We start from the raw sequence: 13,530 nt of genomic DNA on the forward strand, positions 1-13,530 counted from the left end.
GCAGATGCGCGCATCTGCGCACACCACAACGCGTAGCAAAAAGCAGAAAAGGAAACGTGGTAGCCACATGAGGCCGCTATTCGACGACAAGAAATCCGATGCGGTCAACGATCGTCCTTCCATGCCGTCTTCGGCGCCCGTCGCAGTATCCGCCGCGGCCGATGCAGTCAACACAGCCAACGTTCTTCGCGTGCCGCCGGCGCATCCGACGGAGCCCGCGCGCCTGATCACCGTCGACGAAATCGATCAGCTCGGTGCCACGCAGGGCGCGCGCATCGCCGGCTTCTCGCAGCAGATCCTGGCGAGCGTGCGCGCGTCCGACGCCGACCAGTTCGGTGACAAGCTCAACGAACTGATCGCGACGGCGAAGGGGCTCGACCCGCGCGGCGCCGACAAGGGCGGCCTCCTCACGCAGGTCACGCGGCTGTTCCGCTCGACGAAGGAGAAGCTTCTTTCGCAGTACGAGTCGGTGAGCAAGCGCATGGACACGCTCGTCGTCGAGCTCGAACACCACGCACAGCGGCAGAAGGCCGGCATCGACGAGCTCGAGCGGATGTACAACGACAACTACGCGCTGCATCAGGATCTCGCACAGGCCAAAGCGCACGGCGAAGCGGCGCTTGCGGCGTTGCGCGCGCACGCCGCGGCAGGCCATCCTGCGGACGACGCGTTCGCCGCGCAACGCCTGCTCGACGTGAAACGCAAGATCGACGCGCTCGAAAGCAAGCTCGACGACCTCGATCGCGCGATGCTGATGTCGAAGCAGCTTGCGCCGCAGATCCGGATGGAGCAGGACCAGAAACGCACGCTCACGTCGAAGTTCATGACGATCAAGACCGTGCTGATCCCGGCATGGACCAATGCCTTCGCGCTCTACCTCGAGCAGCTGAGCACGAAGCGCGCGGCGGCGCTGGCGAACGCGACCTACGACGCGGCCGCCGAGGCGATCCGCGCCCAGGCCGACCTGAACCGTCAGAACGCGCAGGAAATCGCGAAGCTGGGCCAGCGTCCGGTGATCTCGACCGACACGTTCGAATACGCGCAGCAACAACTGTTCGGCGCATTCGACGACGTCACGCAGATCATCGCCGACGGCAAGCGTCAGCGCGAGCAGGACGCACCGCGCCTGCGCCAGCTCGAACAGGAACTGATCACCCGATTCGCTCCGAAGCACAACTGAGAGAACCCCGCATGATTACGCTTGAGAAACGCGCGGCGAAGGTCGCGATCGTCCTCGAAAAACGTCAGCTGCTGAAGCCGCCCGTCGTGCGCGTCGGCGCCGCGCTCGATATCTCCGGCTCCGCGAAGCCGCTGTACGAATCGGGCGTGATCCAGGAGACGCACGACCGGATCCTCGGCATTGCGCTGAAGTTCGACGACAACGGCGAAGTCGATACGTGGACCTTCACCGAAGGCTACGACCGCCTGCCGACCGCGACGCCCGACAATTACGGCGCGTACATCTCCGACCACGTGCTGAACGCGCGGATCGACAAGTGGGGCGGCACGCAGTACGCGCCGGTGATGAACGACATCGTCGACTTCTTCTTCAGGGCGCCGGAGCCGAAGCGCGCAGCGAAACGCGGCTTCCTGAGCCGGCTGTTCGGCGCCGCAGAGGAGGCGGCGCCGGCCGCGTCGACGCCCGCGAACGGACACCTGCCCGCATGGGTGCTGTTCGTCACCGACGGCCAGAACCCGAAGAACGACCGCAAGCGCGTACGTCAGCTGCTGGCCGAATCGCAGCACTTCCCGCTGTACTGGTCGCTCATCGGCGTCGGCGATCCAAGCGAATTCGACTTTCTCGCGGAAGTCGCCGATGACATGCCGAACGTCGGCTTCCTGCATCTCGAATCGCTCGACGTCAGCGACGAACAGATCTACGAGCAACTGATCACGCAGGAGTTCTGCGACTGGGTGCGCGCGAAGTAAGCGCGACCCGCCCGCCCATTTTTCCCCAACCCGATTACTCCATCATGTTGAAAGACTTCAAGATTCCGCTGGCCCTTACGGTGCTCGCACTGGTCGCCGCTTATCTGCTCGGCGGCGTGAAGGACATGCTGATCGTCGCCGTGCTGTCGGTGCTCGAAATCTCGCTGTCGCTCGACAACGCGGTCGTCAATGCATCGGTCCTCAAGAACTGGTCGGAGAAGTGGCGCAACCGCTTCATGGTGTTCGGCCTGCCGGTCGCGGTGTTCGGCATGCGGCTCGTGTTCCCGCTGCTGATCGTCGCGGTGATCGGCCATATCGGCCTGCTCGACGCACTGACGCTCGCGATCGAAGCGCCGGAGAAGTACGCGGCGGTGCTGACGTCCGCGCATCACGAGGTGTCGGCGTTCGGCGGCGCGTTCCTGCTGATGGTGTTCTTCAAGTTCATGCTCGACAAGGAGAAGGACGAACACTGGATCGGCTTCCTCGAAGGCCCGATGCGTCATCTCGGCCGCATCACGGCGCTCGAAGTGGCGCTGACGCTCGCGATCGTGATCGTCGCGTCGTTCTACGTGCCCGCGGCCGAGCAGGTCAGCTTCCTGCTCGCCGGCGCGTTCGGCGTGATCGGCTTCGTGATCGCGCATGGCGTGGGCGACCTGGTCGGGGGCGAGGATACGGGCACGCGCGTGGTGCGCGAAGGCGTCGCGGGCTTCATGTATCTCGAAGTGCTCGACTCGTCGTTCAGCTTCGACGGCGTGATCGGCGCCTTCGCGCTGTCGAACAACATCTTCCTGATCGCGCTGGGCCTCGGCGTCGGCGCGGCCTACATCCGCGAGATGACGCTCGTGCTGCTCAAGAAGGGCACGCTCGCGCAGTACCGCTATCTCGAGCACGGCGCGTTCTGGGCGATCGGCGCGCTCGCGACGATCATGTTCGTCGGCGTGAAGCTCGACGTGCCCGAGGTCGTCACCGGGCTGATCGGCGCGGCGACGATCGCAGCGGCGGTGGGGTCGTCGATCGTCGTGCAACGCAAGGAAGACCGGGCCGCCGTCGTGGGCGAGTGAGCGCGCGGCGCGCAAGCGATCAAACGAAGGGCCGCGCGGTGCGGCCCGGCATTGCCGCCGGCGCAACGGCGGTTCCAGCAGAAGAGGTTCAGATGATCAATTTGTCGAAAGGCGGTCGCGTCAACCTGTCGAAGGAAGCGCCCGGCACGCAGAAATTCCGCATCGGTCTCGGTTGGGACGCGAACGGGACGGACACGGGCACGGACTTCGATCTCGACGTGTCGGTGTTTCTTTGCAAGTACGACGCGCAGAGCAATCCGAAGCTGATCTCGGATCAGCACTTCGTGTTCTACAACAGCGAGGTGCGCACGATGGATCGCAACGAAACGTTCATCCAGCCCGGTGACGACTTTCCGAAGCGCGGGATGCCGGCGTCGAAGTGTCTGGGCGTCGTGCACAGCGGCGACAACCGCACGGGCAGCGGCGACGGCGACGACGAAGTGATCTTCATCGACATGACGAAGCTGGCGGCCGACATCGACGAGATCTCGGTGATCGTGACGATCGATCAGGCTGAAGCGCGCCGCCAGAATTTCGGCCAGGTGCGTAACAGCTACATCCAGATCGCCGACGAAGTGTCCGGCGCGGTGATCGCGAAGTACGCGCTCGAGGAAGACTTCTCGATGGAGACGTCGGTCCAGGTCGGCAGCTTCTATCGTCGCGATGGCCAGTTCATGTTCAAGGCGGTCGGCGCGGGCTACAACCGCGGGCTCGGCGACTTCGTGCGTGCATACGGCGGCGCCGTCTGACCGGCGGCCGCGCCAGGCGAACCGCCGCGGGGCAGGACACATGCGATGACGAAGCCGTCCGACGGGCCGAAGCCGCTCGAATTCGACACGACGTCCGTGCGCACGGTCGGGCGACCGCTGTTCGACCCGCCGCCCGCCGCGGGCGCGTCGGGCGAACGCGCGCCCGCGCGGCCCGTGCCGCAAGCGCTCGAGTTCGGGCCGGTGCCCCAGCGTGCGCCGCGCGCGGCGCCCGTCGATGCGCCCGGCCGCGCGCTGTTCGGCGGATCGAATCACCCGCAGCTCGACGCGTGCTTTCGCGCGGCGCAGGCGCGCTTCCCGAATCTTTATCCCGATTGCGCGCCGCGCATCGAGCGGCACATCCGGCAACTGGTGCCGCTCAAGCTCACGACGGTCGCGACGATCGGCGACACCGCGCTCGAGACGGCCGGCAACCTCGTCGAGGCCGTCGCCGCGACGACCCGCGAGTTCAACGCGCTCGGCGCGGCCGACATGATGGCCGGCATGCTCGCGCAGGCGACGCGCAAGGCGGGCAGGTTCGAGCGCTGGTTCGGCGCGGCGTCCGCGGAGGTCGACTACCGCGCGGCGCTCGGCGCGCTCAAGCATTCGCTCGGCTTCTTTCCGCGCCGCACCGAAGAACTCGCGGCGAAGGTTCGTCACGCGGAGGAGCATCTCGTGATCGTGCTCGCCGCGTTGAGCGCAGTCGCGGACGTCGTGCGCGCGCCGGATGACGCGGGCGTCGAACGCACGCTGCACGATCGCCGCAACATCGTCGCGCAGGCGGTTCGGCAGATCGGGATGCAACCGGCGCAGCTGCGCGCGCTCGACGAACGCGTGACCGATCTGTTGTCGCGCGCGGATCATCTGATGAACGTCGTGTTGCCGGCGGCGCTGGCGGCGCGGCCGCAGCGCTGAGCGGGGGCGGTGAGAGCGGCGGATACAACGGCAGCACCGATCACAACGCCGGGTGACACAAGCAACGCCATCGACGCCAGCAGCGCCCCCACCATGCCCGCATGCTCCACCCCACGCGATCCGGTTTCACGTGTCTTGCCTAGAGTCTGCTATCTTCCCCGGCATTTCATCGCTTTCCCGTTGCCATGACCGACCGCATCGTCGCCGCATTCGATTTCGACGGCACCATCACGACCTCCGATAGCTTCCGTCATTTCGTTCGCTACGCGGTCGGCACGCGGCGATTCGCGTGGGCCGGCCTGCGCGCGCTGCCGTGGATCGTCGCGATGAAAGCGGGGCTGCTGTCGCGCGGCGACGCGAAGGCGAAGTTCGCATGGTTCGCGCTCGGACCGGCCGGCGAAGCCGCGCTCGACGCCCTCGCGTGCAGCTTCGTCGACGACTATCTGCCGCAGCTCGTGCGCGCCGACATGCTCGAGCGCGTGCGCGAGCATCACGCGCGCGGTCACGAGGTCGTGCTGGTGAGCGCATCGCCGTCGCTGTATCTCGAGAAGTGGGCGAAGACGGCCGGCATCGATACGGTGCTCGCCACGCGCCTTGCCTTCGAGCGCGGCAGGTTCACGGGCCGGCTCGCGGGCGAGAACTGCTGGGGTCCGCAGAAGGTCGTGCGACTGCGCGGCTGGTGGGGGAACCGGCCGCCCGCCACGCTGTTCGCGTACGGCGACAGCCGCGGCGACAAGGAAATGGCCGAACTCGCGAACCACGCATGGATCCGCGGACAAGGCCCGCTGCCGCCCATCGCCGAATGACGCGATCGGCGCATGCCGTGCTCACGCGTCTTGCTGCAAGTGCGGCGCGCCGCCGGCCGGACCGCGGCGCGCACCCCATCGGTTCGCACGCTTGAACGTCCCGACGTCGTTGAAGCGCACGCCGACGTCACGCAGCGCCGCGTGTGCGGTGCGCGAGGTCAGCTGCCGGATATAGAACGGATCGCGCACCACGAAGTGATGGATCGCGTGCGTGCTGCCGAAATTGCAGCAGAACAGCTGAAACGGCAGCATCCACCACGGGTTGAGCACCTGGGTCTGCTGGATCACGTTACGCGGATCGATGTCGCCGAAATAATGCATGTTCGAGCTGACGAAGTTGATGCAGAAGCTGCGCACGAAGTTCGGCGCCAGCCACACGACCGCGACGAAATCGACGACGTGCATCGCGCGCGCGATGACGACCGGCACGCTCGCCGCGTAGCCGAACGCATGCAGCACGAACGACCCGGCGTGGTAGACGATGAACGCATGCCACAGCGCGTAGTACAGGTGTCCGAGCGGCATGTACGACGACACCTGCTCGACGCGCAATTGCGCGCGCTCCGCCGCGTCGCGCACCGGTTGCGCGGCCACGTACCGGCGGACCTTGCGGCGCATCGCCTGCGGCCGCAGCACGACGGCGAGCATTCCGTCCGCGAGCATCAGCAGCCGCTTGATACCCCACGGCTCGCCGTTGGTGATGCCGAATTCCTCGAGATCCGATTCGCCGCCCGACACCTTGTGATGATGCAGGTGCATGCGGCGGCGCGTCCACGGGTTGATCGTGCCCGGCCGGGCGAGCCAGCAGAGCGCCATCATCAGGTGATGGGCCCACGGCGTCTTCTTGAAGTACATCAGATGGATCAGGTCGTGTTCGAGCTCGTGAATCAGCGACGTGACGAACGCGACGGCCGGCACCGCGACGTACCACGCGATCGCGCCGCGCGCGTACAGCCACGCGATCGCGAGCATCGCAGCGACCGATACGGCCATCACGGTCGCACCCACGAGGCTCTGCTGGTCGAGCAACGGAAAGCGCGCGCGCAGCGCGTCGCTCGCCGCATTGACCTCGCGGCGCACGTACGCGACCTTGTCCGCGTCGTCGCGAAAAACGGGTGGTGCGGGTTGGCTCATCGACCGGAATCCATGTGGAAAAAGTGAGGCGCAATGCCGATCCCGGCAGGATAGGCCGCACGAGCCGCGCGCGCGAGGGCCGCCGGTGCCAATTGCGGTGTCATTTCGGGCCATCGCGTGCGGGGCGCCGGCCATTGCCGCAGGCAGCAGGCAGCACGCCCTAGAGGCGCGCCGCGGTGTCATCACGGGCCGCCGACGCTACAATCCGCCGAAACCGCCCGGGAGTCCGCCGCATGGCCCAGTCAGTCCCGGATGCCGCGCGCCAGCTGCACAAGGCGACGGTGTCCTCCGCGTATGCGCTGTTCATGCTGATGCTGGCGGAGGAGCGCGGCATCGACGGCGATCGCATCCTCGCCGGCTCGGGCGTCGAGCGTGAGCGGCTCGCGCAACCCGACGCGCGCATCACGCCGTTGCAGCAGGCGGCGATCGTGTTCAACCTGCTCGACGCGACGAACGACCCGTCGATCGCGATCGAGATCGGCCTGCGCAGCAGTCTGACCAAAGCCGGCTTGATCGGCTTCGGGCTGATGAGCTGCGCAACGCTCGGCGAGGCCATCGCGCTCGGGATCCGCTATCTGCCGACCCGTGTGCCATTCTTTTCGGTGCGGCTCGTGCAGCTCGACGGGACGGTCGACATCGACGTGTACGACGCGTTTCCGCTCGGCCGGCTGCGTCAGTTCGCGGTCGAGAATTTCCTCGTCGAGACGGCGATGCTGTTCAACTCGCTGCTCGATCCGGCGCCGGCGCGCACGTGGCAGTCGCGCGCGGAGCTGCATTTCGAATGGCCGGAGCCGCCGTGGTTCGAGCGCTACCGGGCGCGGTTGCCGCGCTGCCATTTCGATGCGAGCGTGAATCGCATCCGCTGCGACGCCGCGCTGCTCGACGAGCCGATCGGCACGGCGAACGCGCAGACCGCGCAGATGATCGTGCAGCAATGCGACGCGGAGCTCGCGCGGCTCGGCTATGCGGAAAGCATCGTCGAGCGCGTGCGCAACCTGCTGATCTGCGGCGCGCACGGCTATCCGTCGGTGGACGACGTCGCGCGCGAGCTGCATGTGTCGACGCGCACGTTGAAGCGCAAGCTCGCGGAATTCGGCGCAACCTATTCGGCGCTGCTCGACGAAATCCGGCTGCGCGACGCGCTGCGGCTGCTCGAGGGCACGCAATTGCCGGTCGACGAGATCGCGGCGCGGGTCGGCTACACCGACCGCGCGAATTTCACGCGCGCGTTCAAGCGTTGGACCGGCGTGGCCCCAAGCGCGCGGCGCTGATCGCGCCGGCGGCGCGGCCCGTCGGCGGTCCGATCGTTCAAATCATCGCGATCCAGTTCGCACCGCGTCCGCCCGCCACGCGTGCATGCGGCGTGAGCGTGCCGTCGTCCGGCGCGATCGCGTACACCGACACGTATTCCGACAGCTCGCCGCACGCGACGAGCCAGCGTCCCGACGGATCGATCGCGAAGCCGCGCGGCTGCGTTTCGGTGGGCGTCGCATGCGCGGGCGCGTACGTGCCGTCGGGCGTACGGCGATAGCACAGCAACTGGCTCGACGTCCGCTCGCTGACATAGGCGAACCGTTCGTCGGGCGTCAGGTGCAGATCCGCCGCCCATACGGACGGCACGGCGGGCGCCGGCGGACGCGCATGGCCGTGCGCGAGCCCCGCGACGGCCGGGTGATGGGCGCTGACCTGCGCGTCGCCGAGGCGGCCGCTCGCCGCGTCGCGCGTGAAGGTCGCGAGCGTCGCCTGGAATTCGCTGACCGCGACGAGTGCATGGCCGTCGCGCGCGAAGTGCAGGTGACGCGGCCCGAAGCCGCCCGGCACGCGGGTTTCGCCGTGTTCGAGCACACGCAGGCCGTCGGCATCCTCGACCAGCGCGAACGTGAAGATCCGGTCCGAACCGAGCGAGCTGACGTAGGCGAAACGATTGTCCGGCGACACGACGACCGCATGCGCTTTCGCGAGGTCGGTCACGACCTGCAGCGGCGTGCCGTCGCCGTCGCGCACGCGCGCGGCGTCGTAGACGCTCAACGAGCTGCCGCCGTACGACGCGCCGAGCAGCCAGCGGCCGCTGCGGTCGAGCGACAGATAGGCATGGCTCGCGTCGATCGCGGTCGCGCCGACGCGCGCGAATGCGCCGCTCGCCGGCGCGATGCGGAACGCGACGATGGCCGGTTGCTCGCCGCGGGCCGCGACGTACAGACGCGCGCGATCGGGCTGCACGGCGATCGGCATCACGGCGTCGCCGGCCGGGTAGCGGGCGAGCGGCGCCAACGCACCGTCGGACGCGAGCGAGAAGGTGGCGAGCTCGCCGTCGGCGGCATTCGACACGACGACGGTCAGGCGGTCAGTGTTCGGCATGGCGGAGCATCGTGGTGGGCGTGATGAGGCTGGGGTCGGCGGGCCGCGCGGTCGGCATGAGCGGGCGCACGTGCGACTTCACTTTCGGGACGGCCGGCGCGCAGACGGCGCGGGCGGGCAGGGCAGGCGAGGTCAAGGAGTCTCCGGTCGGGCGACGCGCGGGGCGATGGCCTTGGGCGGCGTCGGCGTGGTGTATCGAGTATCGACGGGGATTTGTGGTATGTCGTCGTATGACATGGTACGACGTTGACTTCGAGGTGGCGTCACGGGTTTACCCGAAAGGCCGCGGCGAAGGACACCCCCGCGCAGCTTTTCGGCGTACCCACAAGCGGTTGCGGCAAAATACGCGCCGCAACCGCGCGCCATCGGCGGCGCTATTGCGCGGCGCGGTTCGCGTGCCGGAAGATGATGGGCAAGGAGCGACGCGCCATGCGAACGCCAGCGATTTCACGCGCCGACGAAGGGACAACGGATCATGCAGGAACAACGACAGGGGCGGCACTTCTTCGCGTTCAACGGCGACGCGGATGGCTTGTGCGCGCTGCAACAACTGCGGCTCGCGGAGGGCGAGTGCGGCACGCTGGTGACCGGCGTGAAGCGCGACATCAGGCTGCTCGAGCGCATCGACGCGCGGGCGGGCGACTGCGTGACCGTGCTCGACGTGTCGCACGACCAGAACCGCGACGCCTGCGCACGGTTGCTGCGCGACGGCGCGGCGGTGCGCTATTTCGATCATCACTTCGCGGGCGAACTGCCCGGCGCACCGCATTTCGACGCCCATATCGACACGTCGGCCGACGTATGCACGAGCGCGCTCGTGAACCGCTACCTCGCCGGGCGGTACGTGCGCTGGGCGATCGTCGCCGCGTTCGGCGACGAACTGCCGGCGCTCGGCTGCGCGCTCGCGCGCGACTGCGGGATCGACGAAGCCGACCGCCGCACGCTCGCCGAGCTGGGGCTGTACCTGAACTACAACGCGTACGGCGACTGCGTCGACGATCTGCATTTCGATCCGGCCGCGCTGGCCGATGCGATGCTGCAGTGTGTCGATCCGCTCGAATTCGTGCGCGACACGGCGGTGTTCGCGGCGCTGCGCGACGGCTATCGCGACGACATGGCGCGCGCCCGCGCGCTCGTGCCGCTGCGCGACGTGCCGGGCGCGACCGTGATCCGGATGCCCGCTCAGCCCTGGGCGCGCCGCGCCACCGGGATGCTCGCCAACGAGCGGATGCGTCATGCACCGCATGCGGCGCTTGCGGTGCTGTCGCCGTGTGCGCAGGGCGGGCTGGTGGTCAGCGTGCGCGTGCCCGATGGCCGGCCGCTCGGGGCCGACGACTTCTGTCGCGCTTTCCCGACCGGCGGCGGACGCAAGCGCGCGGCGGGCATCAACCATCTGCCGGAAGCCGAGTTCGACGCGTTCGTCGAGCGCTTCGAAGCCGCGTTTCGCCTCGACTGACCGACGCGCGCGACGCGCATGTGACACGCCCGCCGCGGCCGGTGAACAATCCGGCGCACTGGCAGTGAATGGACGGCTGCGGCGTGTACGCCGCGCCGTACTTCCGCGTCTTCAACCGGGTCACGCAGGGACGGAAGTTTGATCCGCAAGGCGCCTACGTGCGCCGCCGCGCGCTCGATGCGCTTGCCACGTTGCCGAAGCGGCAATAGGCGCGGCCGCCGCAGGCGATGCTTTCCGCGGGCAAATCGAGTACCTTTTCATGCGCGCCACGCGCGGGCAACGCACGCGCGCCTGCCGGCGGCTAAGCTGCGGCGTCGGCCGCCGTGGTGACACCGATGGTCGGCGGCGACCGCGACGTGCTGGCGCTCGCGGGCTGCGGCCCCGTGCGTCGGTGGTGCCCGGCAAGTCGCGCAACAGCCGCAGTTCAGATGGAGCGCCGCAGCATGCGCGGCGGCACAGGAGACGGGATGACGAATTCGAACCACGCACGCGAGGCCGTGCACGACGCCGCGCCGGCCGACCAACGTACGGCCGATGCGCTGCCGCCGCAGGCCGTGACGCTGACCGCCGCCGACGGCTACACGCTGCGCGCGCACGTGTGGCGGCATCGCGGCGGCGCGAGCGCCGGCCGGCCGGTGACGGTCGTCAATTGCGCGACGTCGGTGCGCTGCGACTATTACTTCCGCTTCGCCGCGTGGCTGTTCGCGCATGGCCGCGACGTGCTCGTCTACGACTACCGCGGGATCGGCGGGTCGCGCCCCGCGCGGCTCGCGACGCTGCGCGCGAACTGGCTCGACTGGGGGCGGCTCGATTGCGAGGCTGCGTTGCAGTACGCGCGCGATGCGTTTCCCGGCCAGCCGATCGACGTCGTCGCACACAGCATCGGCGGCTGCGTGCTCGGGCTCGCGGCGTCGAACGCAGCGGTGCGTCGCGTGGTGACGGTCGGCGCGCAGTACGCGTACTGGCGCGACTATCGGCATCAGCAGCGGCGCCGCATGTGGTGGAAGTGGCACGTCGCGATGCCGGCGCTCGCCGCGGTGTTCGGCTACGTGCCCGCGAAGCGGCTCGGCTGGATGGAAGACACGCCGCGCGGCGTCGCGCTGTCGTGGGTGCGCTCGCAGGCTCGCTTCGAAGACGCATACACGCGCGGCCCGCTCGCCGAGACTGCCGCGAGCCGCGCCGCGCTGCCCGGCCGCTTCGCACGGCTGTCGGCGCCGATGCTGGCGATCGGCCTCGACGACGACGCATTCGGCACGATCGACGCGATCGAACGACTGACCGGCTACTACACGGGCAGCGACGTCACGCATCTGCGGCTTGCACCGCACGACATCGGCGTCGCCGAGATCGGGCACTTCGCGTTCTTCCACAGCCGCTTCGCCGACACGCTGTGGCCGCTCGCGCTGCACTGGCTGCAGCACGGCGCGTTGCCGGCCGATGCGCCGGGCCGCGTCCACGCACGCCGTCGCGCGACGGTCGCGGCAAGCGGCATGCCGGGCGCCGCGGCGCAGGGGTGACGTGCCACACGGTTGCAGCCGCGCGACGCCATCGCCGCGAGCCCGCGATATGCATGCGATATGAACCCAATACGCCCGCGACCGGGCGCGCACCGTGACGATGTTCGAGCGCGCATTCGATTAACATCGGATGTTTGATTCGACCACCCCCTACGTGCCGATGTCCTGTTCGCCCGCTTCCGCCTCCGCCTCCGACTCCGCCCCCGATGCCGATCCGTGCCGCGCGTGGCGCGTGCAGATGCTCGATCTGCCGCCGGCCGCAGCGCATGCCGGCGTGCGCGTCGCGCGCGTCGATTTCGACTGGCGCGTGCCGCTCGCGTCGCCCGCTTACGCGGCATTGAGCGACGTCGAGCGTGCGCGCGCCGCGCGCTATCTGCGCCACGAGGACACGATACGCAGCGCGTCGACGCGTGCCGCGCTGCGCGACGTGCTCGGCGCGGCGCTCGGCATCGCGCCGCGCGAGGTCGCGCTCGTCGTCGACGCGTCGGGCCGGCCGTCGCTGGACCCCGTGCATCGCGCCGCGCTCGACTTCAACGTGTCGCACGCGGGCGCGCACGCGCTGATCGCGTGGGCCGTGGCGCGCCGGGTGGGGGTCGACATCGAAAGCTGCAAACGCCCGGCCGACTGGCGCGCGTTGACGGCCGAAGTCTGCGCGCCGGCCGAAGCCGCCTACCTCGACGGCCTGCCGCTCGCCGCGCGCGCCGACGCCTTCATGCGCGTATGGTGCGCGAAGGAGGCGTTGCTGAAGGCATTGGGCACCGGCATCGTCGGCGGACTGCGCGCGTTCGCGGTCGTGCCGCCGCGCGACACGGCGACGCCTGCGACCACCATCGTCGAGCCTGCTGCGCCTGCTGCCGGCGTGGCGGCGTTCGACGCCGGCTGGTTCGACGCGGCGCCCGGCTATGTGGCGTGCGTCGCGTGGGCGCGCCGAGCCGAGGACGCTCCGTCGAGCGGCGCCGCGTAGCGTGCGGATCGCGTCGCTCATCGGGAAGTCGCAAGCGAGTCCGTTCGGCGGCATCGGCTTCATGAACCACTTGTCGTACGGCCCACGATCTTGCCTATCTCGCCGCGCTTCATCAGTTGCACGAGCACGCCGTCGACGAGCGCGTTGAACGGCGGATCGTCCTTGCGCAGCATGAAACCGTACGCTTGCGCTGACTGCTGCGTGCCGACGATCGCCCGGTCGGCCGGCTTCGCCGCGAGCTGGCGCACGCCGGCGAGCAGCACGTCGTCCATCATCTATGCGACCGCGCGGCCCGATTCGAGCGCGAGGCTCACTTCGCCGTAATCCTTCGCGCTGATGATCTGCGCGTTCATCCTCCTTTCCTCGTTCATCTTGCGCAGCAGCCGCTCGGCCGTCGCGCCCTGATTCATCACGACCGTCTTGCCGGCGAGCTCGGCGAAGTCGTGGATACCGGCGCGCGTGAGCACGCCGCTCGCCGCGACGAAGAAGGTGATCGAGAACGCGACCTGCGCATGACGGGCGGCGAAGTGTGGTCGTGACGCCGCTTTCGAGGTCGACGGTGCCGTTCCGCACGAGCGGAATGCGGTTCCGCGACGTCGCCGGCGTCATTTCACCGAGGCGCCGCCGCGCTCAGGCCGGCCGTG

Annotated in this window: 12 protein-coding genes and 2 pseudogenes; 11 read left to right on the top strand and 3 right to left on the bottom strand. The window is 68.8% G+C overall.

Translation table 11 applies throughout. From position 1 onward, the window contains the following. Positions 1 to 67 precede the first annotated feature (67 nt). From AK36_RS18395 to AK36_RS18420, 6 genes are all read left to right on the top strand, one after another. Positions 68 to 1,180, top strand: coding sequence for a toxic anion resistance protein (locus AK36_RS18395; RefSeq protein ID WP_045578937.1), 1,113 nt, complete (start codon positions 68 to 70; stop codon positions 1,178 to 1,180). An 11-nt stretch (positions 1,181 to 1,191) separates the two neighbouring features. Further along, positions 1,192 to 1,929 (top strand): VWA domain-containing protein, encoded by a 738-nt coding sequence (locus tag AK36_RS18400; RefSeq protein ID WP_045578938.1) that lies wholly within the window; start codon positions 1,192 to 1,194, stop codon positions 1,927 to 1,929. Between the two features lie 44 nt (positions 1,930 to 1,973). Continuing rightward, the gene (locus tag AK36_RS18405; protein WP_045578939.1) at positions 1,974 to 2,990 is read left to right on the top strand and encodes a DUF475 domain-containing protein; all 1,017 of its coding nucleotides are present in this window, start codon (positions 1,974 to 1,976) and stop codon (positions 2,988 to 2,990) included. Between the two features lie 92 nt (positions 2,991 to 3,082). Beyond that, on the top strand, positions 3,083 to 3,739 hold the full coding sequence (locus AK36_RS18410) for a TerD family protein (RefSeq protein ID WP_034194585.1): 657 nt from the start codon (positions 3,083 to 3,085) through the stop codon (positions 3,737 to 3,739). A gap of 45 nt (positions 3,740 to 3,784) precedes the next feature. Further along, on the top strand, positions 3,785 to 4,651 hold the full coding sequence (locus AK36_RS18415) for a hypothetical protein (RefSeq protein ID WP_045578940.1): 867 nt from the start codon (positions 3,785 to 3,787) through the stop codon (positions 4,649 to 4,651). Positions 4,652 to 4,836: 185 nt separating this feature from the next. Continuing rightward, positions 4,837 to 5,457 carry an HAD family hydrolase gene (locus AK36_RS18420; RefSeq protein WP_034194576.1) on the top strand — a complete coding sequence of 207 codons (621 nt, stop codon included), beginning with the start codon at positions 4,837 to 4,839 and terminating at the stop codon, positions 5,455 to 5,457. A 21-nt stretch (positions 5,458 to 5,478) separates the two neighbouring features. Here the strand turns inward: AK36_RS18420 and AK36_RS18425 are convergent, their stop codons facing one another. After that, positions 5,479 to 6,591 carry a fatty acid desaturase gene (locus AK36_RS18425; RefSeq protein WP_045578941.1) on the bottom strand — a complete coding sequence of 371 codons (1,113 nt, stop codon included), beginning with the start codon at positions 6,589 to 6,591 and terminating at the stop codon, positions 5,479 to 5,481. Between the two features lie 233 nt (positions 6,592 to 6,824). Here AK36_RS18425 and AK36_RS18430 point away from each other — a divergent pair, with 233 nt between their 5' ends. After that, positions 6,825 to 7,862, top strand: a complete 1,038-nt coding sequence (locus tag AK36_RS18430) for an AraC family transcriptional regulator (RefSeq protein WP_045578942.1) — start codon at positions 6,825 to 6,827, stop codon at positions 7,860 to 7,862. Between the two features lie 37 nt (positions 7,863 to 7,899). On the opposite strand, the gene AK36_RS18435 is transcribed toward AK36_RS18430, so the two are convergent. After that, positions 7,900 to 8,949, bottom strand: a complete 1,050-nt coding sequence (locus AK36_RS18435) for a lactonase family protein (RefSeq protein WP_011885459.1) — start codon at positions 8,947 to 8,949, stop codon at positions 7,900 to 7,902. Between the two features lie 475 nt (positions 8,950 to 9,424). Here AK36_RS18435 and AK36_RS18440 point away from each other — a divergent pair, with 475 nt between their 5' ends. The 4 genes and pseudogenes from AK36_RS18440 (at position 9,425) to AK36_RS18450 (ending at position 12,886) form a co-directional block, all read left to right on the top strand. Further along, positions 9,425 to 10,405: a hypothetical protein gene (locus AK36_RS18440; protein WP_045578943.1), complete on the top strand. Its 981-nt coding sequence runs from the start codon at positions 9,425 to 9,427 to the stop codon at positions 10,403 to 10,405. A gap of 44 nt (positions 10,406 to 10,449) precedes the next feature. Continuing rightward, positions 10,450 to 10,602, top strand: a pseudogene (locus tag AK36_RS34600) (FAD-binding domain-containing protein); the annotation flags it as partial. A gap of 270 nt (positions 10,603 to 10,872) precedes the next feature. Then, the gene (locus AK36_RS18445; protein ID WP_045579440.1) at positions 10,873 to 11,922 is read left to right on the top strand and encodes an alpha/beta hydrolase family protein; all 1,050 of its coding nucleotides are present in this window, start codon (positions 10,873 to 10,875) and stop codon (positions 11,920 to 11,922) included. Positions 11,923 to 12,082: 160 nt separating this feature from the next. After that, positions 12,083 to 12,886: a 4'-phosphopantetheinyl transferase family protein gene (locus AK36_RS18450; RefSeq protein ID WP_045578944.1), complete on the top strand. Its 804-nt coding sequence runs from the start codon at positions 12,083 to 12,085 to the stop codon at positions 12,884 to 12,886. Here AK36_RS18450 and AK36_RS18455 read toward each other — a convergent pair. Beyond that, positions 12,823 to 13,489, bottom strand: a pseudogene (locus tag AK36_RS18455) (transporter substrate-binding domain-containing protein); the annotation flags it as partial. The gene AK36_RS18450 and the pseudogene AK36_RS18455 overlap by 64 nt on opposite strands. Between the last annotated feature and the right edge of the window lie 41 nt (positions 13,490 to 13,530).

The organism is Burkholderia vietnamiensis LMG 10929, assembly GCF_000959445.1.
Lineage (GTDB): Bacteria > Pseudomonadota > Gammaproteobacteria > Burkholderiales > Burkholderiaceae > Burkholderia > Burkholderia vietnamiensis.

Excerpts from the sequence above, each read along its gene's own strand:
- AK36_RS18395 (WP_045578937.1), top strand. The coding sequence starts at position 68 with ATGAGGCCGCTATTCGACGACAAGAAATCCGATGCGGTCAACGATCGT.
- AK36_RS18400 (WP_045578938.1), top strand. The coding sequence starts at position 1,192 with ATGATTACGCTTGAGAAACGCGCGGCGAAGGTCGCGATCGTCCTCGAA.
- AK36_RS18405 (WP_045578939.1), top strand. The coding sequence starts at position 1,974 with ATGTTGAAAGACTTCAAGATTCCGCTGGCCCTTACGGTGCTCGCACTG.
- AK36_RS18410 (WP_034194585.1), top strand. The coding sequence starts at position 3,083 with ATGATCAATTTGTCGAAAGGCGGTCGCGTCAACCTGTCGAAGGAAGCG.
- AK36_RS18415 (WP_045578940.1), top strand. The coding sequence starts at position 3,785 with ATGACGAAGCCGTCCGACGGGCCGAAGCCGCTCGAATTCGACACGACG.
- AK36_RS18420 (WP_034194576.1), top strand. The coding sequence starts at position 4,837 with ATGACCGACCGCATCGTCGCCGCATTCGATTTCGACGGCACCATCACG.
- AK36_RS18425 (WP_045578941.1), bottom strand. The coding sequence starts at position 6,591 with ATGAGCCAACCCGCACCACCCGTTTTTCGCGACGACGCGGACAAGGTC.
- AK36_RS18430 (WP_045578942.1), top strand. The coding sequence starts at position 6,825 with ATGGCCCAGTCAGTCCCGGATGCCGCGCGCCAGCTGCACAAGGCGACG.
- AK36_RS18435 (WP_011885459.1), bottom strand. The coding sequence starts at position 8,949 with ATGCCGAACACTGACCGCCTGACCGTCGTCGTGTCGAATGCCGCCGAC.
- AK36_RS18440 (WP_045578943.1), top strand. The coding sequence starts at position 9,425 with ATGCAGGAACAACGACAGGGGCGGCACTTCTTCGCGTTCAACGGCGAC.
- AK36_RS18445 (WP_045579440.1), top strand. The coding sequence starts at position 10,873 with ATGACGAATTCGAACCACGCACGCGAGGCCGTGCACGACGCCGCGCCG.
- AK36_RS18450 (WP_045578944.1), top strand. The coding sequence starts at position 12,083 with ATGTCCTGTTCGCCCGCTTCCGCCTCCGCCTCCGACTCCGCCCCCGAT.